Annotated in this window: 18 protein-coding genes; 10 read left to right on the top strand and 8 right to left on the bottom strand. The window is 58.6% G+C overall.

Annotation, left to right across the window (positions count from 1 at the left end; translation table 11 throughout):
- Positions 1-241: 241 nt before the first annotated feature.
- The 3 genes from exbB to ACLHDD_RS12405 all read left to right on the top strand — a co-directional run bounded on the left by exbB (position 242) and on the right by ACLHDD_RS12405 (position 2,952).
- Positions 242-964 carry a tol-pal system-associated acyl-CoA thioesterase gene (gene exbB, locus ACLHDD_RS12415; RefSeq protein WP_427104359.1) on the top strand — a complete coding sequence of 241 codons (723 nt, stop codon included), beginning with the start codon at positions 242-244 and terminating at the stop codon, positions 962-964.
- Between the two features lie 6 nt (positions 965-970).
- Positions 971-1,393 carry a TonB system transport protein ExbD gene (gene exbD, locus ACLHDD_RS12410; protein ID WP_427104358.1) on the top strand — a complete coding sequence of 141 codons (423 nt, stop codon included), beginning with the start codon at positions 971-973 and terminating at the stop codon, positions 1,391-1,393.
- Positions 1,394-1,629: 236 nt separating this feature from the next.
- Positions 1,630-2,952: an MFS transporter gene (locus ACLHDD_RS12405; RefSeq protein ID WP_427104357.1), complete on the top strand. Its 1,323-nt coding sequence runs from the start codon at positions 1,630-1,632 to the stop codon at positions 2,950-2,952.
- On the opposite strand, the gene ACLHDD_RS12400 is transcribed toward ACLHDD_RS12405, so the two are convergent.
- The 5 genes from ACLHDD_RS12400 to ACLHDD_RS12380 are packed head-to-tail and all read right to left on the bottom strand — an operon-like array spanning position 2,949 to position 8,209.
- Positions 2,949-3,923 (bottom strand): Csu type fimbrial protein, encoded by a 975-nt coding sequence (locus ACLHDD_RS12400; protein ID WP_427104356.1) that lies wholly within the window; start codon positions 3,921-3,923, stop codon positions 2,949-2,951. The two genes, ACLHDD_RS12405 and ACLHDD_RS12400, sit on opposite strands and share 4 nt — an antisense overlap.
- Entirely contained in the window at positions 3,920-6,370 is a 2,451-nt protein-coding gene (locus ACLHDD_RS12395; protein WP_427104355.1) for a fimbria/pilus outer membrane usher protein, read from the bottom strand. Before ACLHDD_RS12395 ends, ACLHDD_RS12400 begins: the two co-directional genes overlap by 4 nt.
- A gap of 7 nt (positions 6,371-6,377) precedes the next feature.
- Positions 6,378-7,076, bottom strand: coding sequence for a fimbrial biogenesis chaperone (locus ACLHDD_RS12390; protein WP_427104354.1), 699 nt, complete (start codon positions 7,074-7,076; stop codon positions 6,378-6,380).
- A 25-nt stretch (positions 7,077-7,101) separates the two neighbouring features.
- Entirely contained in the window at positions 7,102-7,617 is a 516-nt protein-coding gene (locus ACLHDD_RS12385) for a Csu type fimbrial protein (RefSeq protein WP_427104353.1), read from the bottom strand.
- A 22-nt stretch (positions 7,618-7,639) separates the two neighbouring features.
- Positions 7,640-8,209, bottom strand: coding sequence for a spore coat protein U domain-containing protein (locus ACLHDD_RS12380; protein ID WP_427104352.1), 570 nt, complete (start codon positions 8,207-8,209; stop codon positions 7,640-7,642).
- Positions 8,210-8,753: 544 nt separating this feature from the next.
- On the opposite strand from ACLHDD_RS12380, the gene ACLHDD_RS12375 reads away from it, so the two are divergent.
- The 3 genes from ACLHDD_RS12375 (at position 8,754) to ACLHDD_RS12365 (ending at position 14,642) form a co-directional block, all read left to right on the top strand.
- Entirely contained in the window at positions 8,754-10,838 is a 2,085-nt protein-coding gene (locus ACLHDD_RS12375) for a putative bifunctional diguanylate cyclase/phosphodiesterase (protein WP_427104351.1), read from the top strand.
- Positions 10,839-10,982: 144 nt separating this feature from the next.
- On the top strand, positions 10,983-13,124 hold the full coding sequence (locus tag ACLHDD_RS12370; protein WP_427104350.1) for a putative bifunctional diguanylate cyclase/phosphodiesterase: 2,142 nt from the start codon (positions 10,983-10,985) through the stop codon (positions 13,122-13,124).
- Positions 13,125-13,238: 114 nt separating this feature from the next.
- Positions 13,239-14,642, top strand: coding sequence for a PLP-dependent aminotransferase family protein (locus ACLHDD_RS12365; protein ID WP_427104349.1), 1,404 nt, complete (start codon positions 13,239-13,241; stop codon positions 14,640-14,642).
- On the opposite strand, the gene ACLHDD_RS12360 is transcribed toward ACLHDD_RS12365, so the two are convergent.
- Entirely contained in the window at positions 14,639-15,121 is a 483-nt protein-coding gene (locus tag ACLHDD_RS12360) for a YlaC family protein (protein WP_427104348.1), read from the bottom strand. The two genes, ACLHDD_RS12365 and ACLHDD_RS12360, sit on opposite strands and share 4 nt — an antisense overlap.
- 332 nt (positions 15,122-15,453) lie before the next feature.
- Here ACLHDD_RS12360 and ACLHDD_RS12355 point away from each other — a divergent pair, with 332 nt between their 5' ends.
- Both ACLHDD_RS12355 and ACLHDD_RS12350 read left to right on the top strand, forming a co-directional pair.
- The gene (locus ACLHDD_RS12355; protein ID WP_427104347.1) at positions 15,454-16,065 is read left to right on the top strand and encodes a cupin domain-containing protein; all 612 of its coding nucleotides are present in this window, start codon (positions 15,454-15,456) and stop codon (positions 16,063-16,065) included.
- A gap of 270 nt (positions 16,066-16,335) precedes the next feature.
- Positions 16,336-19,185, top strand: a complete 2,850-nt coding sequence (locus ACLHDD_RS12350; RefSeq protein WP_427104346.1) for an EAL domain-containing protein — start codon at positions 16,336-16,338, stop codon at positions 19,183-19,185.
- Here ACLHDD_RS12350 and ACLHDD_RS12345 read toward each other — a convergent pair.
- Complete coding sequence (locus ACLHDD_RS12345; protein WP_427104345.1) at positions 19,182-20,246, bottom strand: LacI family DNA-binding transcriptional regulator; 1,065 nt, start codon at positions 20,244-20,246, stop codon at positions 19,182-19,184. The genes ACLHDD_RS12350 and ACLHDD_RS12345 overlap by 4 nt on opposite strands.
- 223 nt (positions 20,247-20,469) lie before the next feature.
- Between ACLHDD_RS12345 and ACLHDD_RS12340 the strand changes: the two genes are divergently transcribed.
- On the top strand, positions 20,470-21,780 hold the full coding sequence (locus tag ACLHDD_RS12340; RefSeq protein ID WP_427104344.1) for an MFS transporter: 1,311 nt from the start codon (positions 20,470-20,472) through the stop codon (positions 21,778-21,780).
- 10 nt (positions 21,781-21,790) lie between these two features.
- Positions 21,791-24,160 (top strand): TIM-barrel domain-containing protein, encoded by a 2,370-nt coding sequence (locus ACLHDD_RS12335; protein ID WP_427104343.1) that lies wholly within the window; start codon positions 21,791-21,793, stop codon positions 24,158-24,160.
- Positions 24,161-24,325: 165 nt separating this feature from the next.
- Here the strand turns inward: ACLHDD_RS12335 and ftnA are convergent, their stop codons facing one another.
- Positions 24,326-24,832, bottom strand: a complete 507-nt coding sequence (gene ftnA / locus ACLHDD_RS12330) for a non-heme ferritin (RefSeq protein ID WP_427104342.1) — start codon at positions 24,830-24,832, stop codon at positions 24,326-24,328.
- Positions 24,833-25,088: the final 256 nt, after the last annotated feature.

The following is a 25,088-nucleotide window of genomic DNA, read 5'->3' as shown; positions in this document are numbered from 1 at the left end:
GATTGAATGAAACCCATCACATTTTGAAACGTTGTTTTAATAAATTTTCATGCGGCTTCACATTTTAGAAACGTACAGGCATATCGCCATTAAAACCGCCGAAAGCAGGTCATCTGGGACCCTTAACTTTGTAAATACTAATGAGAACTACTATCAATTCGGCACCATTTTGCTATTATTTGTCCTTGTTTTGCATCCCTGAATCAGAAGTTGGAGAAGCAGCGTGGTAGCCAGTGAGTTGATGCAAACGGACCTCTCCGTTTGGGGCATGTATCAACATGCCGATATCGTGGTAAAGGTGGTTATGGTTGGCCTGTTGCTGGCCTCTGTCATAACCTGGGCGATTTTCTTCGGCAAATATGCCGAACTCAGCGCGGCTAAGCGTCGCCTGAAGCGTGAGCAGCAGGCGCTGGGCGAAGCCCGCAATCTCAATGATGCCGCCCGTATCGCCCAATCGTTTACCGGCCACAGTCACAGCGTGGTGCTGCTGAACGACGCACAGAATGAACTTGCGCTGTCGGCGGGTGTGGAAGACACCAACGGAATCAAAGACCGCACCAGTTTTCGCCTTGAGCGCCGCGTGGCGGCCTTCAGCCGTCATGCCGGACGAGGCAATGGTTTCCTGGCGACCATCGGCTCTGTCGCGCCATTCGTAGGGCTGTTCGGCACGGTCTGGGGCATCATGAACAGCTTTATTGGCATCGCGAAAACGCAGACCACCAATCTCGCCGTGGTCGCGCCGGGGATTGCCGAAGCACTGCTGGCGACCGCAGTAGGTCTGGTGGCGGCTATCCCGGCAGTTGTCATCTACAACGTGTTTGCCCGCATGATCGCTAACTATAAAGCCTCGCTGGGCGATGTTGCCGCTCAGGTTATGCTGCTGCAGAGTCGTGATATCGACCTCGGCACCGTTGCGCGGGATGTTCCGCGTCCTGCCACTGCGCAGAAGCTGCGGTTAGGGTAAGCACTGATGGCAATGCGATTAAACGACGACCTGGATACACAGGGTGAAATGCACGAAATCAACGTGACGCCGTTTATCGACGTCATGCTGGTGCTGCTGATCATCTTTATGGTGGCTGCGCCCCTGGCGACAGTCGATGTGCGGGTTAATCTGCCGGCCTCCACCAGTGCGCCGCAGCCACGACCGGAAAAGCCGGTCTATCTGTCGATTAAGGCGGATAAGCAGCTCTATGTCGGCAACGATCGGGTCACGCCTGATTCGCTGGTAAACGTGCTGACCAGCCAGACCCAGGGCAATAAAGAAACCACTATCTTCTTCCAGGCAGACAAGTCAGTAGATTATGAAACGCTGATGAGCGTGATGGATAAGCTGCGCACGGCGGGTTATCTGAAGATCGGCCTGATGGGCATGGAATCCGTAAAGAAATAGCGGCTTATCCGGTTTCTGAACAAGGCGACGGCTTCCGTCGCCTTTTTTTATGCCTGCGCGACAGCCATACAAAATCAGGCCAACGGGCGATCGCACCGATCGGTTATGCTGGCTGCGCTTATTTGTTAACTGGTTGTTACTCATGTACATAGTTTTGTAAAGTGCAATGGTGAGCCCGGTCACATTATTCCTGCTTCAGGCAGGCTAAAACGGCTAAAAAACAATAGGAAGCCGTTATGAGTCACACCCCGTCTTTACAAAAGCCACCCAAAAGTGCCGCGCGGACAATCTTTAACGTCACCAGTGGTAACTTTCTGGAGATGTACGATTTTATGGTGTTTGGTTATTACGCAACTGCGATAGCCAAAACCTTTTTCCCGGGTGACGACCCCTTCGCTTCTCTGATGCTGACCCTGATGACCTTTGGTGCAGGCTTTCTGATGCGCCCGCTGGGGGCGATCATTCTGGGGGCCTATATTGACCATCACGGTCGTCGTAAAGGGCTGCTGCTGACGCTGAGCCTGATGGCGATAGGTACGCTGACCATCGCGCTGGTGCCGGGCTATGCGACCCTGGGCGCGGCGGCTCCGATTCTGATTCTGCTGGGCCGGCTGCTGCAGGGCTTTTCCGCAGGTGTTGAGCTGGGTGGCGTATCGGTCTATCTGGCGGAGGTTGCTCCTGAAGGCCGCAAAGGCTTTTTCGTCAGCTGGCAGTCGGGCAGTCAGCAGATTGCGGTGATCTTCGCCGCACTGCTGGGGCTGATGCTGAACCACCTGCTGGCAAAAGAGGCCGTAACAGAGTGGGGCTGGCGTATCCCGTTTGTAGTCGGCTGTCTGATTGTGCCGTTCCTGTTCTATATCCGCCGGATGCTGGAGGAGACCGAGGCCTTCAGCAAGCGTAAACATCGTCCGGGCATGGCAGAAATCATGCGGTCGGTAGCCAGTAACTGGGCGCTGGTGCTGGCGGGGATGCTGATGGTCGTTACCACGACGGTGATGTTCTATATGATCACCGCGTTCACCCCCACCTTTGGCAAAACCGTGCTGATGATGAGCGACAAGCAGGCGTTTCTTGTGACGCTCTGCGTGGGTGTGTCAAACCTTTTCTGGCTGCCGCTGATGGGGGCGCTGTCAGATCGTGTCGGGCGTCGTCCGCTGCTGATTGTCTTTACGCTGCTGATGATTGTCACCACCTGGCCGGTGCTGCACTGGCTGGTGGGATCGGCCAGCTTTGCCCACCTGCTGGAAGCGGAGCTCTGGCTGTCGTTCCTCTATGCCAGCTATAACGGGGCAATGGTGGTTTATCTGGCGGAGATCATGCCTGCTGAGGTGCGCGCTGCCGGTTTCTCAATGGCTTACAGCCTGGCAACGGCGCTGTTTGGCGGCTTCACCCCGGCCATCTCCAGCTACCTGATCCACGCCACCGGTGACAAGGCGATGCCGGGTGTCTGGCTGACCTTTGCGGCCGTCTGCGGGCTGATCGGCACACTGCTGATTGGCCGGATGGTGAAGCAGTACCAGCTGCGTCACCGCACCGCGCCGGTCAGCGCCTCACTCTAAAACGACAAATCGACCACCACGCTGTCGCTGTAGTTTCCGGCTGGCGGCGTGCTCTGCGAAGTCAGGATGCGCGCGGTGTAGTTATAGCCGCGCGTCAGTCCATCCGCTGACACCGCCGAGGAGATCGTACTGCTCCAGCGTTCCGTTCCTGCCGACCCCCAGCGATTGCTGCCGGACTCTTTGTAAATCTCATAACTCAGACGATTAGCCCCGCTGGCCATATTCCGTACGCTGCCGACCGGATAGCTGCCATTACTCAGCCCCACCGTATAGGTACTGCCTTTGCTGCACAGCACGTTAATGGTCTGTGTGACGGCGGAGAAACTGCCGACCAGCGGCGCACTGCCAAAGCTGATGTTGGGTGAGGTAATCGTCGTGCAGTCATTGGTGAGGATGGCGGTGACGGTGATGGGGATGAGGCCGCTGCCGTTCTGTTCGCTCAGGCAGAGACCGCCTAAACTGATGCTGGTGCAGACGCGATATGTCACCGCCATATTCAGCGTTACCTGATACGTCCCGGCGGCCACGACCTGGCCGGGCACGGTTCGCAGATAGACCGGAATGGCGAAATTAAGACTGCCCAGCAGGCCCGCCAGGTTGATCAGGGTCTGCGATACATAGACGTAAGGCGCGCCGCCAATCGTCAGTTCGCTGGCACAGGCCGAGTCGGTACAGAGCCGGACCGGCACGTTGTCGCTGCCGGTGTCACCGCTGCGCTTTAATATACCGCGCGTGCCGTTATTGCTGGTTGCGCCGGTCAGCTGGAAGGTAATCTGGTTATTGCCCAGCAGTGACAGGGTTGAACCCGCCCCGCAGTTGACGTTGGCGTTGGTGCTCGCAGAACTGATCGTGGTGTTTGCCACAAAGGTGGTGATCGAGCCGAAGCTGGCGCTGGAGGCGGGCAGGTTACAGGCGGCGTAACCCAGCGGGGACAGCAGCAGCAGGCCAGCCAGTAGCAGAAATCTCATCATGGTTTTGCTCCGGAGGGAAAAGAATCAGCGGCCGTGACGGCGTTGTCGGGCGTCAGGGGCAGCAGCGCACAGGTCAGGGGACCGTAAGTTTTCAGCGCCTGAGGCTGGCCGCTGGCGATGTGCAGTCTGGTTTCGCAACGGCGACCGTCGGGCGTGAGCACCGTAATCGGGTTAAGGGTGGCGAGATTCTCCATCCAGACGAGGCCATCCCAGCCAACATATTCGGTGGGATGATCGGGGCGCAGCACCTGACTGGAAACCGGCAGCGGCTGCCCCTGAGCGTCAAGCAGGATAACGCTGGCCGAACGCAGTTTCTCCACCGGGAAATCGAGCAGGTAGCCGCTCTGACGTTTCACTGCGAAGCGCTGCTCGACCCGGGGCGTCGTCATGTCGGCGGGCAGATCGAGTGTGTCGATATCATAGCGGGCCGGGTAGTAACTGCTGATGGCGGGCACCAGCAGATAACCCTGCTGGCTGGTGCGGCCCATCGGCTGATTTTCGTAGCGGACGGTCACACCGGGATAGCGGGTTTTCACCAGCACAAAGGCATCATTGATCGCGTTAGCGGCAAAGAGATGATTGTCCATCACCACCAGCGAGCCGGAGAGATCGGCCCACTGCGTGAGGTTGTCATCGTCGCCATAAAAACCCGCTGCGGTGTCGATCTGGTTATTACGATAGCGCAGACTGCCCTGACGATAGTCGCCGCTGTTACCGCTCTGATTCGCCCAGCCCGCATCCCAGGCGATACCGCCGTCGCTGGGCATGGCACGCGAAGCATAAAGGCGCTGACTGTCCCGGCCTCGCTGGTCGCGTTCGGTGCTGATTGCCGCGCTGCCCTGTTCGCCAAACGGAATTACCAGCGAAATGGCGCCGGTCCAGCTCTTCTCCTGCTGATCGCGGCTGGCCGAGACGTAAAGGCTGCTGTTACCCCACAGGTTTTTGCTCCAGGAGAGGTTCCATAGCCGGGTGCGATCGCCCTGGCCGTCCGTGATATCGATAAAGGCGGCCCCCACGCTGCCAAAGCGGTTCAGGGAGACGCTGGCGCTATACTGCGCGCTGCGGCGCGACAGGGCATAGCGGCGGCTGTCCGGCATCCCCCCGGCGCGACTGCCGACCAGCGCCAGATTGCCGAACGTGCTGCTGCGCTGGATCTGCTGCGTGCCAAGGTTGAACCAGCGATTGTTGTACTGATATCCCCAGCTATATTGCCTGCCGTTTTCACCCTCAAGCTGGCTCTGCGCAACCGCGCCGTTGACCACGCCCCAGCTGCCGACGCGTAGCTGCCCGCCAACGCCGCCCATTGCCAGGCGTTTACTGCCTTCGGCGTGGCTCTCCAGCGTCAGCCAGTCCGTCATGCCGTATCGCCAGGAGCCGCTGGCGGCGGCAGCCCCATAATCGAAGTTGCGGATACCGTAGTTTTCGCGGATCGCGCCCGCAGAGAGCGCGTAGTCCGACAGGCCCGGTTTCAGCAGATTACTGGAGACATAAAACGGCATGGTGGTGGTAATGCGGCGACCCACCGCGTCGGTGGTGGTGATCACGGCGTCACCCGCACCGTTGACAAAGGGCACGTTGGTCATCGACCACGGGCCGGGTTGCACATTTGCCTGGCTGGAGCGATAGCCGTTGATAAAGAGATCGACAGTTGAGGGCACGGCGGCCTGGCCGGAGAAGGCGGGCAGCGGATAGGTCACCAGATCGGGGCGCACGCTGAAGTCGCGGCCCACCTGCAGGCCGCCGAGCCGCACGCTGCTGCTCCACGCCAGCGAGTCGGTGATCAGATCGCCGACCCGCCAGCTCATCGCCATGTTTTCATCGTCGTAACTCCACCAGCTGTCATAACGGATGTAGCCATCGTCCTGATAGGTGGTCTGGCCTTCGAGCTGCTGCAGCCAGACGCCGTTGCTGGAGAGGTGCCCGGCCTCGCCGAACAGACGCAGCTCATTCCACACCGAGAGACGGGTGCCGCTGTTATCAGTGCGGCTGGCGTAAAGATCATAATTAATCAGCGCGCCCCGGCTGGTGCGGCCCGGATAGCGTGGCCCGTTTTTCGCCTCGCCGATCACCTGACCCGGCAGCCACGCGGGCGGCACGGTCAGCAGCAGCCGCTGCCGCGCCGCGTCATATTCCACGTCTGCCGCCTGCAGGCTGCTGACATCGACCAGCGACTCAGCGCCCAGCTTTTCCGCTGGCAGACCGGCACGCTGCAGGTCGCCACGGCGCAACAGAAAATGTCCGTTGCGCTGCCCGACCGGTACGATGTTGCCGCTGGCCTGCTGGTTAACGACCAGCTCCAGCATATATTGCTGTACGTCGCTGTGGCTCTGCAGGCTGGGCGGCGGTGGCAGGACGGAGTAAGTCTCCGCCCGCACCGCATCAGGTGCTGCCGCGCAGAGAAGGCTGGCGACTGCCAGCGCGCAGGGATGTGGGGAAAAAGTTCGCATGCAGCGCTTACTTCTGAGCCGCGCTGCGCCACTGCTTTTTGTTCACTTCTGCGCTGAGTTCACCACTGACCGGTGAGGTCAGTGGCCAGCGGTGATCACTCTCTGCCAGGACGTAGCCATAGAGGCCTTCCCCCAGCCGGCGACCGCCAATCGTGACATTGCTCAGCCGGGCATGGCCGTTGCCGCTGTTGGTCAGCTGAAGCCAGCGTTTGCCGCCCTCGCTGACCTGGTGCCAGCGCAGCACCGGGCGCACGCTGTCGGCGGTCACACCCTGTCCATACACAAACAGCGGCACCGAATAGCGCATCTGGAAGGTCAGCCCGGCCTGGTTTTCACCGGGATTGCGCGGTGTCGGAATTTCATCCAGCACCACCCGATAAGCCTGCTCTTTACCGGCGGCAGGCGACATCTGTTTGATCAGCCTCACCAGCTGTTTCTGCCCCGGATCCATCCGCACCATCGGTGGACTGGCGACGACTTCCTGCTGGGTCTGATACTGCTCCTGGCCGTTAATCTGCTGCCAGCTGAAGACCCGGACCTGCATCATGGTACTGCTGTTTCCCCGGTTCTCCAGCCAGAGTTCGCTGGCTTTCTCTTCGGGATTAATGGCGGGGTCAATGGGCCAGATCATCACCGAGTTAGCGGCGAAGGCCGGAGAGAGCAGGCCGGAATTCAACAGTAACAGCAGAGCGCGCAGTGGCTTCATGTGCATATCCTTGTTTTATATTGCCTCACCAGCTCAGGGTGACGGTCAGCGTGTCGGTATAGACGCCCGCGCGTGCAGTGCCAGGCAGTTTCAGCTGCCCGTAAATGGGCAATGTAATGTTGCTGGCATTGCTGTAGCTCAGTGGCACCGACTGATTAACCGGGATCACGGTAGTGCGGCTGGCGTCACTAAAGAGCGTATAAGGCACGGTATTGCTGAAACCGGGCAGCTTCAGATTACGGCTTGTGGTGAAGTTACTACCCTGATTGATGCTCATGCTCAGCGTAGTGCCCGGCGTACAGGCCAGATTAATGGAGGTGCTCTGCACAAAGCTGGCGTTGACGGTCGTGGCTGACACGCCAGACTGCGAACCAAAATTCAGCGCACCGAAAATGCCGGTGTTGGTTCCGGAGATTACGCAGCCTGCCACAATCGATGCGGTGACCTGGAAGGTGCTGGTCGGCAGACTCCAGGCGCGGAGACTACCGGTCAGCAGCGTCACACTGCATACGATTAGCAGGCAGGCTCGCCAGAGAACCACCCTGAGTGTCCTGGGACAGCAGTTAATAGTTCACGGCGACGTTGATCGTATCGGTGTAGGTGCCGGCAGGGATTAGCGGGTTAAAACCGCCGCCCACGACCCGTCCGTAGATGGCGTAATTTGTGCCCAGTGTCGGATCGGAGGTGCCGCTGGCCGCGATGGGCGTATTGTTCGCAATCGCGGTTGTGAAGGAGGCGTCACTGTAGAGGGTATAGGCGATGCCCTGAGCATTGTCCGATCCCAGCAGCAGATAGCGTGGCGAGGCCGAGGCGGTACCATAGATCGTGGCGGGTGCCGTATTGCTGCTGGTCACGACCACGTTGTAGTCCTGACCCGTGGTGCAGCGCACAAAAATACCGTTACCGGCGGCCCCGACAAGGGTGGCGTTCAGCGTATCAAAGGTAGCTGCACTGCTGCCAAAGTTCAGTGTACCGAAGTTAACACCCGCCGTGGCGGACTGGCCGTTAACCAGGCAACCGGTCGTCAGCGTAAGGGTGGCATTGATGGTTCCCGAGGTCGTCGCGGCCTGCGTTAAGGTGGGAAAGGCGACCGTTAATCCAGCAGCAGCAAAAAGAAAAAGCTTGAGTTTCATAATATTTCCTTACGGATTATCGAGATTCAGTGCTTTTTCACCCGGTGCAAATTAATAATTCCAGCGCAAAAACAGGAAATAAAAAGAGCAGCGTGCTTACTGCTGTCGTTATAAGAAAATCCCTGGACTTAAGGATGATGATTTATATCAGTTTTACTTACTATAGATCAGTTAAAGCGTTACGCGAAGCACCGCCGTTTATTTTTCTCTAATCTAATGCGCATCCTGGCCGATAACCCAGTAACAGCAAGGCGCAAAGCGGAGCGGCAAAGCGGAATGACCCGATTTTTTCGACCTCTGGAATGCTTTCTGCTCCGGTGATATGTTCCTGAACCAATCAGACAAAATAACGATTTACCGGCTGGCATAGCTGGCGGGTAATCAGATGCAGAATATTAAACGCCTGCGTCTGCGGGCGCGTTTGGCCGGATCTTAAGAATGCATAAATACCGGAATTAACCACTTTCACCCACTGGGTGTTTATTTAAATGATTTTTCAGACTGCACACAGCACCTGTTTTCTGCAGGTGGTGAGGAGTTACCTATGTTGCCTGTCACCTGGGATAGCGTTCTGATCAGCGTTTCGCTGATCGTGGCCTTTATTGCCTCTTTTACTGCGCTGGATACTGCCGGACGCGTGGCGGTTTCCCGTGGCTGGAGCGCCCGGTTCTGGCTGCTGGCAGGCGGTTCCGCCATGGGCATCGGCATCTGGGCGATGCACTTTATCGGTATGCTGGCGATGATGATGCCGATGACGATGCGCTATGACATCCGGCTGACGGCCCTCTCGTTGCTGGTGGCGATCCTGGCCTCAATGCTGGCCTTTGGCCAGACGGTCGGCGGGCTGCATCTTACCCGGCAGCGGCTGCTGCGCGGTAGTCTGATTCTGGGTGCGGGCGTAGTGGCGATGCACTATCTCGGCATGTGCGCACTGCTGATTGAACCGCGACCTGAATGGGATAGCGTGCTGGTGGCGCTCTCAGTGCTGATTGCCTTTGTCGCCTCAGGTGTGGCGCTCTGGCTGGCATTTCATCTGCGCAAAGCTGAACAGCATCTCCTGCTGATGCGGGGACTGGCGTCGCTGGTCATGGGGATTGCAATAGCCGGTATGCACTATGTGGGCATGGCGGCGGCGACATTCAGTCATCACAGTATGATGCAGTCACACGGTCTCAGTAATCCGGGACTGGCGGTATGGGTAACGCTGATAACACTGACGATCCTGGGGATCACGCTGCTCTGCTCAATGCTGGATGCACAGATGCGCGCCACGCGGCTGGCGGCTCGGCTCAGGCGTGCAAACAAGGAGCTGCTGCAGCTGGCACTCCATGACAACCTGACCGCGTTGCCAAATCGGGTCATGCTGGAGCAGCAGCTCGATCGGGTGATCAAAAAAGCGATGCTCAATGATTTTCGCTTTGCCGTGATCTATATGGATCTTGACGGCTTCAAAGCCGTGAATGATACATGGGGCCACCACGTCGGCGATCGGCTGCTGCTGGCGGTTGCGGAACGGTTGCGCAGCCAGCTCAGCGAGACCATGCTGCTGGCGCGTCTGGGCGGCGATGAATTTGTGCTGATGGTGAAGAGATGCGACATCAGCCCGGCACGCCAGCTGGCACAGCGACTGGTGAAAGTGATCGGCGCACCGTTTGAATTTGACCGCTATGTCCTGCACGTTTCGCTCAGCGCGGGCATTGCGATCTTTCCTCTGCATGGCCGCAACCGGCAGGAGCTGTTGTTTAACGCCGATGCCGCCATGTACCACACCAAAAACAGCGGGCGAAACGGCTGGTGCCTGTTTGAACTGGCCATGAGTGCCGCGACGCAGCATCAGCTGGAACTGACCAACGATCTCTGGGAGGCGCTGGAGCGCCAGCAGATGAGACTGTTTTATCAACCGAAATTCCGTTCCGGCGGCACACGCTTAATGGGATTTGAAGCCCTGCTGCGCTGGCAGCACCCCCAGCGGGGCTTGCTGACGCCGGAGCTGTTTCTGCCGCGTGCCGAAAAAACCGGGCAGATTGTGGCACTTGGCAATTGGGTGATCGAGGAAGCCTGCCGTCAGCTCAGAATCTGGCACAACCAGGGCCATACTGAATGGACCGTATCGGTTAATCTCTCCGCTTTGCAGTTTCATCAGCGCGATTTGCTGGCCACCCTGACCCGGACGCTGACCCGTTATCAGTTGCCGGGCTGCGCGCTGATGCTGGAGATCACGGAAGCCATTGCGATGCGCGATCCTGTTTTCAGCCAGCAGCGTATCCGGGAACTGCAGCAGGCGGGCGTCAGCATCGCGATCGATAATTTCGGTATCGGCTACGCCAACCTGCTGCATCTGAAAGATCTGGATGCCAGCGAACTCAAGATCGACCGCAGCTTTATTAACTGCCTGCGACCCGGCAGTGAAGATGCAACGGTGGTCAGTGCCATGCTGACCCTGGCGCAGAGCCTCAATCTGCGGATGGTGGCAGAAGGCGTTGAGACGGAAGAACAGCAGCATTTACTCACCAGCCTGGGCTTTGATGCGCTACAGGGGTATCTGCTGGGCAAGCCGACGCCCGCCGATCGGGTTGAGGTGTTCAGCTTCACCGCCCGGCAACACCCGATGGCGTCGGCTTCAGGCTGACGCTTTTAATAGGTTTCAGCATTCACAATAAGCGGAAACCTGCGGCATTAACGGCTCATCAGCCGTTAAACCGCGCCGATAATAAAGAAAATAGTCATGAAATCTCTGTTCAACGCCTGACACGGCTTTACCCGGGAATGCACAATGTTAGCAACCTCATACGACTCATTTATTGTCATCGTTTCAGTTCTTGTCGCGATGCTGGCTTCGTTTACTGCCCTGGACATGGCAGGCCGCGTGGTGCATTCGACCGGCAACGTTGCGCTGGTCTGGCTGTTTGGCGGCGGTTTTTCCATGGGAATTGGCATCTGGGCAATGCACTTTATCGGCATGCTATCGATGAACATGGAAATGGTCATGAGTTATGACGCTGCACTCACGGCGTTATCAGCGGCTATCGCGGTGTGCGCATCGATCTTCGCGCTATGGCTGGTCTGCAATGGCGATCTGCCGCTGCGGCGGCTGGTGGGCGGAGCACTGATCCTCGGCAGCGGCGTGGTAGCGATGCACTATACCGGCATGGCAGCCCTGATGTTCACGCCCGGCATCGTCTGGAAGTGGGGCTGGGTGGCGCTGTCAGTGGTCATCGCCCTTGTCGCCTCCGGCGCGGCGCTGTGGCTGGCGTTTAACCTGCGGGAGGGGGGCTCTGGCCGGATTACCCTGCTGCGTATCGGCGCATCAATGGTCATGGGATGCGCGATTGCGGGGATGCACTATACCGGCATGGTGGCGGCAGAGTTTCCTGTTCACAGTCATTCGGTCGGGCAGGGGGTCAACAGCGACTGGCTGGCGATTCTGGTTACGGTAGTCACGCTTTCCATCCTGGGCATCACGCTACTGGTGTCGATGCTGGATGCGCGGCTCCAGGCGCGCACCTCGCTGCTCGCCAGTTCGCTGGCCGATGCCAATCGCGAGCTGGCGCAGCTGGCGCTGCACGATAACCTGACGCGGCTGCCTAACCGCATCCTGCTGGAAGATCGGCTGGAGCAGGCGATAAACAAAGCGAACCGCGAAAAGACGCAGTTTGCGCTGATGTTTATGGATCTCGACGGGTTCAAGGCGGTAAACGATGCTTTCGGCCACCATATTGGCGACAGCCTGCTGGTGGGCGTGACCGAGCGAATGAATCAGCAGATGACCGGCTACTTTACGCTGGCGCGGCTGGGCGGGGATGAGTTTGTGCTGCTGGCGGAGATCGAGGATCCTAACGATGCGGCGGCCATCGCCGACAAACTGGTTAAAGCGGTAGACTCCCCGTTCGATATCTCACGCTATGAGCTGGTGGTGTCGCTGAGTGTTGGCATCGCGGTCTATCCCGGCGATGGGGTAGATGAGCGTGAACTGATGTTCAACGCCGACGCGGCGATGTACCACACCAAAAACAACGGCCGCAACGGCTATACCTTCTTCCAGCCCTCTATGAACATTCAGGCGCAGAGCCAGCTTCAGCTGAACAACGATCTCTGGCAGGCGCTGGACAATGAGGAGCTGCGGCTCTTCTATCAGCCCAAATACTGCGCTCCGCGCGGCCCGATCCTCGGCTTCGAGGCGCTGCTGCGCTGGCAGCATCCGCATCGCGGCCTGCTATCGCCCGATAAGTTCCTGCCGATGGCGGAAAAGACCGGCATGATTATCAGCATCGGCAACTGGGTGATCCACGAAGCCTGTCGCCAGCTGCGGCAGTGGCATCTGCAGGGCCATCCGGACTGGTCGGTCGCGGTAAACCTGTCGGCGCTGCAGTTTGAACAGGCGAATCTGGTGAAGACCGTGATGGAGGCGCTGAAAACGCATCAAATCCCGGCCGAACAACTGACGCTGGAGGTCACGGAAACCACCGCTATGCGCGATCCGGACGAGAGCGTGCGGATTCTCACCGAGCTGACTCAGCTGGGCGTTAAAGCCTCGATCGATGACTTCGGCACCGGCTACTCCAGCCTGCTCTATCTGAAGCGGCTGCCCGCCAGCGAACTCAAAATCGATCGGGCATTTGTCAGCGAACTGCAGCATCAGAAAGAGGATGCGACCATCGTCTCGGCGATTGTGGCCCTGGCGCAGTCGCTGCAGCTGAAAGTGGTGGCAGAGGGTGTGGAAACCGCCGAACAGCAGGCCTTCCTGACCAGCCTGGGCTGCAGTATGCTGCAGGGCTATCTGCTGGGCAGGCCGGTGCCGCCTGAGCAGGTGCCGGAAATGGCAAACTTTGTAGCAGAAAAGGAAGAGCCGGCTGCCACTGAAAGCGACTGTGCAGACAGCCGTCAGCCGCTGACCCCGGAGATTGCTGCCGTCTGATGCGCCTCTGACCGGACAGATATCCTTTGTGCCAGGCCGATAAGCGACGCGTAGCGCCTGCCATTGATCGCTGTGCGTGGTAAAGTCTCGCGGTTAAACAAGGAGAGGTCACCCGTGGCAAAATACCAGCGATTGATGGATGAGATTCAGCAACAGATAGAGGCCGGTATCTGGCTGCCGGGCACCCGTCTGCCGTCGTTGCGCCAGCAGGTGGCGCAGCAGGGAGTCAGCCTGATGACGGTGCTCCATGCCTATGAGTTGCTTGAAAGTCAGGGCTGGATTGTTTCCCGTCCTCAGTCGGGCTATTACGTGGCGCCGCGTGCGCTGGCACCCGCTCCGCTGAGTGTCGCGATCAGCGAACAGGTCGATATCAACGACTTCGTATTTGATGTGCTTCAGGCAACGCGCGATCCCGCTATCGTCCCGTTTGGCTCCGCCTTTCCCGATCCTGCGCTCTTTCCGCAGCGCCAGCTGATGCGCTCGCTGGCAAACGTCTCGCATCATCTGACCCCCACCGATGCGCTGCACAACCTGCCGCCCGGTAACGCCACGCTTCGTCAGCTGCTGGCACAGCGCTACGCGCGGCAGGGCATCACTCTGTCGCCGGATGAAATTGTGATCACCAGCGGGGCGCTGGAGGCGCTGAATCTCAGCCTGCAATCCCTGACGGAGCCGGGCGACTATGTGGTAATCGAACAGCCGGGCTTTTATGGGGCGCTGCAGGCGATCGAGCGGCTCAGGCTCAAGGCGCTGGCGATCCCGGTGGACGCTAAACAGGGTATCGATCTGATACAGCTGGAGGAGGCGCTACAGCGCTGGCCCGTAAAAGCCTGCTGGCTGATGACCACGCTGCAGAACCCGCTCAGCGTCAGCCTGACCCCGGAGCGTAAGCAGCAGCTGGTGGCGCTGCTGGCACGGTATCAGGTGCCAATGATCGAAGACGATGTGTATGCCGAACTCTGGGCCGGAGACGTTCCGCCGCTGCCCGCTAAAGCCTGGGATCGTCAGGGAAACGTGCTGCATTGCGGGTCATTCTCGAAATCGCTGGTAGCGGGGTTTCGCGTGGGCTGGGTCGCTGCAGGCCAGCATGCGCAGCGAATCCAGCGGCTGCAACTGATGAGTACGCTCTCAACCAGTGCGCCGATGCAGCTGGCACTGGCTGATTTTCTCGCCACCCGGCGTTATGACACCCACCTGAAGCGGTTGCGGCAGATTCTGTCGAAGCGACAGCAGATGGTGCGTCAGGCGTTACTGAAGGTGCTGCCGCTGCAGGCCACGGTGAGTGAAGCCCGCGGCGGCTATTTTCTCTGGGTGACCCTGCCGGAACGTATTGATACCACCCGGCTTTACCAGCAGGCGCTGGCGCAGGGGATCAGTATCGCACCGGGGCAGTTATTTTCGGCAGGCGAGCAGTTCAGTCACTGCTTCAGGCTGAACACCGCCTGGCCGTGGGACAGTCGGGCCGAGGCGGCAATCGAAACGCTGGGCCATCTGATGGCGGAAGGGCTGGCGGATTAAACGTTCGCTGCCTGCTGGTGGCCCCAGGTCAGGTAGTAGACATCGTAGAAATCCACTTCTCCTTTTTGCGTCAGCAGACGCTGGATGCCGCTTTTCACCCGCTCCGGCGTCTCGGGCAGGGAAAGGATGCGCGTGATAGCCTGCTCACGCACCGGCTGCACGTAATACCATTCGCCGTTGTAGCAGACGCGCAGGTCGAGCGCATCGATATCTTCAAAGCGATATTTCGGGTTGATATCAAGTAGCATCAGCAGGCTCATCACCAGCACAAACACGGTAGCAAACCAGAAGGCAGGCCAGCCCAGCATCTCCGTGGTGAAAATCAGCGCCACACACAGGCCGTAGCAGAGGTACATGACGGCCCAGAGGCCCGGATGATTTTTCAGAAACGAGAGGCTGAAGCGCGGCAGGTTGTCGCGACGTTCTTCACGGTTGAGTGTGGCGATCTCGTCGATCAGGATTTGTTTAATAGCGTCCATTAGTTACCTCACTGTCATCTGTTAGCTATTACAACAGATAACAGTCAAGCACATCAGAAACAGATCAGTGCATTTTTTATATAACAGTTAAAGGGGCAGCTGCCCGGCCAGGTGCGGACAGAACCGGCTTCCACGGCAATCTGACAATTTGCAACACTTTAGCGCAGCAACAACCGCTCTCTGGCCGCTACCCGGGCACGGGCTGGCCCTACAGATTGCGATACATTTGACTTTAGTCAGCCATATCAGTCAATTATCGCAGTTCTGCTGGCTGGCGCACATTGCTTTGTGGCCGGGGTTTGCCACACTGAGAAAAAAGCCGGAGAACCTGTATGCGAGCCCCATCTTCCAGTCTGCTATTAATGATGTCTTTTGCCGCAGGAACCTTCTCGGCCGGAGCCTCTGACAATCCGCAGCACCTGATGCTTGCCAGCCCATCGGGCGGCGTGCCTAACAATCCGTTACCACTGATCATCTGGCCGCGCGTGGTGCCGGAAGATGAAGAGATTGCTGTCTGGTTTGAGAAAACCTTTGAGGAGAACGGCTGGCCGCCAGCCTGGCGCTATCCGATCTACCCTTATACCCACTACCATCCCAACACCCATGAGCTGCTGGGCGTAGCGGAAGGCTGGGCGGAAGTGCTGTTCGGCGGTGATTCCGGCCGGATGGTGACGCTGCGCGCCGGGGATGCGGTACTGATCCCGGCGGGTGTCGGCCACCGGCAGGTCAGCGCCAGTGACGATTTTATGGTGGTGGGGGCCTATCCCCGTGGTATGTCACCCGAGACACTTCGTGATGAGCCCGCGCGGCTGCAGCGATCGCAGGAACAGGTGAAAAACGTGCCTCTGCCCACCCGGGATCCCTTTACCGGCAAAGAGGGCGCATTGACAGAGATCTGGCAGCCGATTGCGGCGATGCATTTGCAGCAGCAGACCGATTTCTAGACGTCCGCTATCCCGCAAAAAGTAAAAAATCGCGAGCCTGCCTCGCGTTTTTTCTGGCTGCCGGCACCTGACAATGCCATGCGTTATCTGCACATTTTTTCGCCACAGCACCATTGAATATTTGCTCACCGCTGCCGATAACTCTCCTGTTAAGACTCACTATTTTTTTGTAATACGCTTGTGATTACAGGCCTTTTCCGTTTTAGTCCCTGCGAGCGTATTAAGAAATTTCAGGCCGTTACCCGGCTTCCGAGCAGCAGGCAAATAACAATGGATAATAACTCAGATGTCATGTATCGCACGCTGGTACACAGTGTGATCGACTACGCGATCACGATGCTTAAACCGGACGGAACGATCGCCAGCTGGAACAGTGGCGGTCAGCAGGTGCTGGGTTACCTGCCGGATGAAATTATCGGTCAGCCCGTCGCCCTGTTCTACAGCGAAGAGGATCGTCGTCGCAGTCACCCGCAGCGGGATCTTGAGATGGCGGTCAGCACCGGACGTGCTGAAAGCGCAGGCTGGCGCTGCCGCAAAGACGGCAGCGCCTTCTGGGCCGAGGTGATAATCTATCCGATCCGTGACGAGGCGGGGCATCTGCTGGGCTTTTCTCTGGTCTGTCGGGACTGCACCCGGCAGCAGGAGCAGCAGCGTAAAGAGCGTGAGCAGGAGATGCGCTTCCGGCTGCTGGTCGAGGGCGTGACCGATTACGCCATTTACATGCTCGATCATGACGGCAACGTGGTGAACTGGAATGCCGGCGCGCAGCGCGCCAAAGGCTATGTGGCAGAAGAGATTGTCGGCCAGCACTTTTCCCGCTTCTACAGTGCCCAGGATCGCCTGAATCATATTCCCGGGCAGAACCTGCAGACCGCATTCCGCACCGGCCGTTTCGAAGATGAAGGCTGGCGCTACCGTAAAGATGGCAGCGCCTTCTGGGCACATGTCGTGATCGATGCGATCCGCGATGATCAGGGCAAGCTGCTGGGCTACGCCAAAATCACCCGTGACTGCACGGAGCAGCAGCGCGTCCGCAGTGAGCAGCGGCAGCAGGAGCAGCGTTTCCGTCTGCTGGTAGAGGGCGTCACCGACTATGCCATCTACATGCTGGATATCAACGGGGTGGTGGTGAACTGGAATGCCGGTGCGCAGCGCGCCAAAGGATACAACGCGGACGAGGTGGTGGGGCAACACTTTTCGTTGTTTTACAGTGCGCAGGAGCGGCTCAACAGGACACCGGAAGCGAACCTCGGCATCGCGCTCAAGACCGGGCGCTTTGAAGATGAGGGCTGGCGTTACCGCAAAGATGGCAGCGCCTTCTGGGCACATGTGGTAATCGATGCCATCCACGACGATGAAGGCAAACTGATCGGTTTTGCCAAGATTACCCGCGACCGTACGGAACGCCGTGAGCAGGAGCAGCAGATCCTGCGTGCCCGCGATCTGGCGGAAGCGCAGAGCGCACAGAAAACGGCACTCTCCCGTTTTCTGGATAATATCATCGCCAACATTCCCTCCTGCGTCATTGTCGAGGATGCGATCACCCGCGAGCTCCTGTTAGTTAACGATCGCACGCAGCAGCTGTTCGGGCTGTCGAAAGCGCTGATCGTCAACAAGCGCCCACACGAATGCATGTCGCCTGAACTCAGCGACTACTTCAACAATCTGGCCGACGTTGCGTTGCGCAGTGAGGGCGTTCATGAACGCGAACAGCTGCTGATGACCGCCAGCGGCGAACGTATCCTGCATACCCGCGCGAAAGCCATTGCCGGGCAGGATGCACGTCGTAACTACCTGATGCTGCTGGTAGAGGATGTCACCGATCAGCGGGCCGCGGATGCCCGTATTCACCACATGGCGCATCACGACAATCTGACCAGCCTGCCTAACCGCATCCTGTTCCGTCAGCGGTTGAGCGAAGCCCTGCGCATTGCCGGTCAGACGAAGCAACAGAGTGCCGCGCTCTGCCTTGACCTTGACCACTTTAAAAATGTTAATGATGCGCTGGGTCACCAGATTGGCGATGAGCTGTTGCGCAGCGTGGCAAAACGTCTGCGCAGCGCGCTGCGTGACCAGGATACGCTGGCACGCATCGGCGGCGATGAGTTCGCTATTGTTCTGCCATCAATCTCCAGCAGTGACGAGGCGAGCATCGTAGCGCAGCGCCTGATTGAGGCGATTCGGCCACCGATGAATATCGACGGCCATAATCTGTCGGTCGGGCTGAGCGTGGGGATTGCGCTCAGCACGGCCATCACCAATACGCCGGAGCAGCTGCTTCGCTGTGCGGATATGGCGCTGTATGAAGCCAAACGCAGCGGTCGCAACCGCTATGAGCACTTTACGCTGGAGATGGATGACCTGGCGCGCAGCCGTCGGCTGATTGAAAACGATCTGCGTGATGCCATCAGCGGCGGCCACCTGCGGCTCTACTATCAGCCCATCACCAACGGCGATCATCACACCATCATCGGCTACGAGGCGCTGATGCGCTGGCACCATCCGATCCGGGGGCTGATCATGCCCAAAGACTTTATTCCGATCGCCGAAGAGACCGGCCTGATTCACATGCTGGGCGCTTTCGCACTCTATGAAGCCTGCCGTGAAGCGGCGAGCTGGGAAGGGGAGCAGTCGGTCTCGGTCAATCTCTCACCATTGCAGTTTAAAAACAGCTCACTGGTGCAGGTGGTCGAAGGCGCACTAAAGGAGTCGGGGCTGGAGCCGGCGCGACTGGAGGTGGAGATTACCGAATCGGTGTTGCTGGATGATTCGCTGGGCAATATCCGGACTCTGCAGAATCTCAAGGCGCTGGGCGTTCAGATCGCGCTGGATGACTTTGGTACCGGCTATTCATCGCTGAGCTACCTGCGATCCTTTCCGTTTGACAAGATCAAAATCGACAAGTCATTCATTAATGATATGGGCGACAGCCGCGAGGCGCTGGCGATTATCCGCGCCATTACCGGCATGAGCCGCAGTCTGGATATCCAGATCACCGCTGAAGGGGTGGAGAGCGATGAGCAGTTCGCACGGCTGCGTGACGAGGGATGCACCCTGTTTCAGGGCTTCCTGTTCGGCCGCCCTCAGCCGTCGGAACTGCGGCTTAAAACGCTGGATTAATCGTAAAGGCCATGTTGCTGTACCGGCGCATGGCTGAGATTATCCCGGATGCGGCGCACCGAGTCGCGCACCACCAGCCTGCCATTCAGCAGCAGGCTGCCCGTGGGCGTGCCGGGATTCAGCCGCATCTCCTGCAGCAGCTTCACTGCGGCGGCACCCAGCTCATCCCGTGGCACCTGCACCGAGGTCAGCGGAATATCGTGGATGGTCGCAAGGTTAAAACCATCCATGCTCATCACTGAAATAGCCTGCGGTACCCGCAGCCCGGCCTGCTGCAGCGCACTCACCGCACCGGCAGCAATATAGTCGCCGCTGGCGAGGATTGCGGTAGGACGCAGCGCGTCCGGGCAGTGGCGCAGATAGTCACCGAGGCGTTCTGCCGCCTCATGGCTGCTGAAGCTGTTCAGGGTCAGCAGATGCTGGCGACTGTCAAAGCGCAGATTCATCGCGTGCCAGGCGTCACGGACCCCCTGCAGTCGCTGTTCCATGGTATAGCGGCGCAGACAGTGCAGTGACAGGATCTGCCGGTGGCCCTGCTCAAACAGATAGCGCGCGGAAAACTCGCCAATCAGCTGATGATGGGGGGAGACCGACGGCAGACGCATACGGCGGTCGCGGGCGTTAATCAGCACGCAGGGCTTGTGCATCTCCGCCGCCAGCTGATGAATATGTTCATCATCGATGCCGATCAGAATGGCCGCTTCAGTCTGCTGCATTTTATCAATAAACAGCGTGGCATCACTTTCGACTTCCTCCAGCGGGCAGAAGCGCAACCGCACCTCATGCGGCTCCACCGCCTGACTGATCCCCTGAATCACCTTGTAGTAGAAGATGTCGCTGCGCACATCAAAGGCGCGGGGCGGGGCAAACACCATCAGATCATTGAGCAGCAGGCGGCCGCTGTGCAGGTTATCCAGCACGCCCTGCTGCTGCGCCACGGCCAGCACCTTATCTCGCGTGGCGGGTCGGGTATTGGCTTTACCTGCCAGCACCCGCGACACCGTACTGACAGAGACGCCGCACAGGGCCGCAATTTCGCTGACTTTCAGCCTTTGTTTCATTCTGTGATCGCCTTCAAATCTGCTGATGAAAAATTTTTCATGACCTGCTAAATCGCTTCAGATAAGGGTCAGGAGGCCATTTTTTGCCCCCATTCAGCCTGCCATGAAAAGCGTTGCAAAAAAGAGGCTGTACCCGCGTTTCACACTTTTTTAAGTTCGAAAAAAGGACACGCGGTACGCCATCAGGCGATGTGCGTAATCAATGGTAATAAGGAGTGGCACGATGAGCCTCGAATCGACAACCAAACCCATGAGTGCATCGCGCACGGTGCGCGTGATCAAAAATTTACGCTGGTGGATGCTGGGGATGTTTCTGCTGGGGGTAACCGTTAACTACATCACCCGCAACTCGCTCGGCATCCTGGCACCGGAGCTGAAAACCAGTCTGAATATGACCACCGAGCAGTACTCCTGGGTGGTGGCGGCCTTTCAGCTGGCCTACACCCTGTTTCAGCCATTATGCGGCTGGCTGATCGACGTGATCGGCCTGAAGATGGGCTTTCTGATCTGTGCGCTGGTCTGGTCGGTGACCTGCCTGCTGCACGCGGGCGCCGGAAGCTGGCTGCATCTGGCCCTGCTGCGTTTTGTCATGGGTGCGTCGGAAGCGGCGGCGACCCCGGCTAACGCCAAAGCTATCGGCGACTGGTTCCCTAAAAAGGAGCGCCCGGTCGCGGCAGGCTGGGCGGGCGTTGGCTTTTCGATTGGGGCGATGCTGGCGCCGCCGATTATCTATATCGCACACGTTACTTTTGGCTGGCAGGGCGCCTTCCTGCTGACTGGTGGGCTGGGGCTGCTATGGGCAGGACTCTGGTGGTGGGGTTACCACGCGCCACAGAACCACCCCCGTCTTTCCGCCGAAGAGCGCGATTTTATTCATCAGGATAATGAGGCGGTCGGCGAAAAGCTGCCGTTCTTCGCCGCGCTGAAAGTGATTGGTAAGGAGAAGAAGTTTTACGGTATTGCGATCCCGGCCTTTCTCGCCGAACCGGCCTGGGCGGTACTGAGCTTCTGGGTGCCACTCTATCTTGCTAATGAGCGCGGCATGGATCTTAAACAGATCGTGATGTTCGCCTGGCTGCCGTTTCTGGCCGCCGATCTCGGCAGCATCGCCAGCGGCTATCTGACCCGACTCTGTGTGCGCTGGTTCGGCATGACCCGCGTAAACTCCATTGTCGCCAGCTCGGTGACCGGTGCGCTGCTGATGGTGTCACTGGCGCTGATGACCCTGGTGAAAGATCCCTGGCTGGCGATCGCCCTGATCTCTGTCGGTGGTTTCGGGCACCAGGTGATCTCCTGCATGTTGAGTGCGCTGGTCGTGGAGCGGTTTGATCGCCGCCAGATGGCTACGGTCAATGGGATGCGTGGCTCCTGCGCCTGGATCGCCAGCTTTATCTTCTCGCTGATTATCGGTGTTACCGCCGATACCATCGGCTTCAACCCCCTGTTTGTGGCGATGGGCTTCTTTGACCTGATTGGTGCCGTTTTCCTGGTGATGCTGATCGCCGAACGCCGCCAGCGCCCTGCTAACCTGTAAGGATACCGCAATGAAAACGCTGAAGAACTGGACGCTGCACCAGCACGCCGACCACTTTGTTGAGCTTAAGGTGGAAGATCGTCACGTCCTGCGGCTGTATGTGCTGGAAGATAAGCTGATGCGCGTGTTGCTGAAGCGCGACGGCGAGCTGGCGCTGAACCGCACCTGGAGTATCGCGCCAGTTGGGGATGTGCCCTGGCAGGGGCGCGACCGCGAAGCGCTGGATGGCTTCACGCTGCCAGCTTTTCAGCTGGAGCACGATGCGCAGCAGCTGCGTGTCAGCACGCAACAGCTGCGGGTGACGGTACATCAGCCACTCTGCCTGAGCTGGGAGCAGTTCGACGGCGAGAACTGGCAGCCGCTGACGGCGGATCGCCATACCGGGGCCTATCTGCTCAATGCGCATGGCGACGGGGTCGAGCATTATCAGCGGCGTCAGCCGCAGGATCGGGTTTATGGTCTGGGCGAAAAGAGCGGCGACCTGAACCGGGCCAACCGGCGCTTTGAAATGCGTAATCTCGACGCCATGGGCTACAACGCTGCGACGACCGATCCGCTCTATAAACATATTCCGTTTACCCTGACACAGCGCGATGGGGTCAGCTTTGGCCTGTTCTATGACAACCTCAGCAGCAGCTGGCTCGATCTGGGCAATGAGCTGGATAACTATCATCTGCCTTACCGCCGCTACCGTGCTGAGGCGGGCGATCTCGACTACTACATGATGCTCGGCCCGACCCTGCTCGATGTTACTAAAGCCTTTGTGCGCCTGACCGGACGCACCCTGTTTCAGCCCAAATGGAGTCTGGGCTACAGCGGCTCCACGATGCACTACACCGATGCGCCTGACGCACAGCAGCAGCTGCAGTCTTTTATCCGCCTGTGCCGCGAGCATGAAATCCCCTGCGACTCGTTCCAGCTCTCGTCGGGTTATACCTCGATTAACAACAAGCGTTACGTTTTCAACTGGAACTACGACAAAGTCCCGAACCCCAATGCGCTGAGCGACGCATTTCATGATGCGGGTATGAAGCTGGCGGCCAATATCAAGCCCTGCCTGCTGCAGGATCATCCGCGCTATCAGGAGGTAGCGGCGCAGGGGCTGTTTATTCGTGACTCGGAGCAGGATCGCCCGGAGCGTTCGGTGTTCTGGGACGATGAGGGATCGCACCTCGACTTTACGCATCCGCAGGCGGTGCGCTGGTGGCAGGAAAATATCACTCAGCAGTTGCTGGAAAAGGGCATCGATTCGACCTGGAACGACAACAATGAATATGAAGTGTGGGATGGTGAAGCCCGCTGTCACGGGTTCGGTCAGCCCATTGCCATCAAGCATATCCGGCCGGTGATGCCGCTGCTGATGATGCGTGCGTCGATGGAAGCGCAGCAGCAGTTCGCGCCACACAAGCGGCCCTATCTGATCTCACGCTCCGGCTGTGCCGGGATGCAGCGTTATGTGCAGACCTGGAGCGGCGACAACCGCACCAGCTGGCAGACGCTGCGCTATAACATCCGCATGGGGCTGGGGATGAGCCTGTCCGGGCTGTTTAACGTCGGTCACGATGTCGGCGGATTCTCCGGCGACAAACCGGATGCCGAGCTGTTTGTGCGCTGGGTTCAGAACGGCGTCATGCATCCGCGCTTTACTATCCACTCATGGAATGACGACCACACGGTCAATGAACCCTGGATGTATCCGGCGGTAACGCCAATGATCCGCGAGGCAATCCGGCTGCGCTATCGCCTGATGCCCTATCTCTACACCCTGGCATGGCAGGCCAGCGTGGAAGACGAGCCGATGCTGCGGCCGACCTTTCTTGATCATGAGCAGGATCCGCAGACTTATCAGGAGTGCGATGACTTTATGCTGGGGCGTGACCTGCTGGTGGCCAGCGTGGTGGAGCAGGGCGCGCGCAGCCGTGAGGTCTATCTGCCCCGTCATCGCGGCGGCTGGTATGACTGGCACAGCGGCAGAGCGTTTATGGGCGGCGAAACGGTCACCCTGGACGCGCCGCTGGATCGGCTGCCGCTGTTAGTGCGGGCGGGCGCAGTCATCCCGCTGGGCGAGTGCGAAACCACCATCGATGCGCGTCGCGATACGGTGCGGCAGTGGCAGATCTGGCCTGCACCGGACGGCGTGACCACCACCGGGGAAACCTTTGACGACGATGGTGAGAGCCATGGCTGGCAACAGGGGAATGCCCTGTGGCTGCGCTGGACGCTCAGCAGCAGCGTCACCCGCATCGATCTGACGGTGGAGAGACGCGGAGATTATCAGCCTGCCTGGCGTGAGATCGCGTTATTACTCCCGGCGGGCGAAAGCCGTGAGCTGTGGGTAAATGGCGAGAAAGCGGCGAGTTACCGGCTGGAATCACGGTGATGAAATGGCTGCAGGATGAAAATGCGTCCGGCCCCAAAAGGGGCCGGATGGGGCAGCGGGCAAAATCAGATTCGCTTCGCTGCCGGAGTCTGTTTCTGGCTGACTTCGCGCGCTGACCGCGGCCGGTAAGGAAAGGTCTGCGGTCTGAATCAGCCCCAGTGATGATTACTCTGCGTGGTTTTCGGTGCTCATGCGGCCCAGATCTTTATCAACCAGGAACAGGCCGTTGCCGCTGTTGCTGACCAGCGCCAGTTTATCCAGCACGGTTTTAAACAGCTTCTCTTCTTCATGCTGCTCGGCGACATACCACTGCAGGAAGTTGAAGGTGGAGTAATCCTGAGAGGTCATGGCGGCATGCGCCAGCTCGTTGATTTTACGCGTGATCAGCTGTTCATGCTCCAGCGCCTGCTCCAGCACTTCGTTCAGCGAGGTGAACGCAACCGGCGGCGCGGCAATGGTGCCCAGCACCGGCATCGCGCCGGTGTCGCTCAGGTAGTCGAACAAACGCTGCATGTGCTGCATCTCTTCGCGTGAATGCATTTTCAGGAAGGAAGCGGCACCCTCGAAGCCTTTGTCGCTGCACCAGGCGCTCATTTGCAGATAAAGATTGGCAGAGAAAAATTCCAGGTTTAGCTGGTCGTTTAAACGTCCAGTCATTTCAGCAGTCAGCATGGCCGAATCCTTTTAAGAAGAAGTTAAATACAGAGGTGAAGCGGTGAATTATGCATCAGAGAGGTGAATAATGTGAAGCCTTTTTCGTGAAATGGCGGAATTTATCTGTTTGATTTAAATAGAATTATTCAGGAAATTGAATGCGACCGATTCTCATTTTTCCTCGCGGCCTGCCGGGCCATAAAGCCAGAAAAATCAGCACCATGATAGTGCGGACTGGCGGGCATCTGCGAGTGAGGGGCGCGCAGCAGGCGGT

Source organism: Pantoea sp. NSTU24 (genome assembly GCF_050157905.1).
GTDB lineage: Bacteria > Pseudomonadota > Gammaproteobacteria > Enterobacterales > Enterobacteriaceae > Pantoea.
This window is presented reverse-complemented; position numbering and strand designations above follow the sequence as displayed.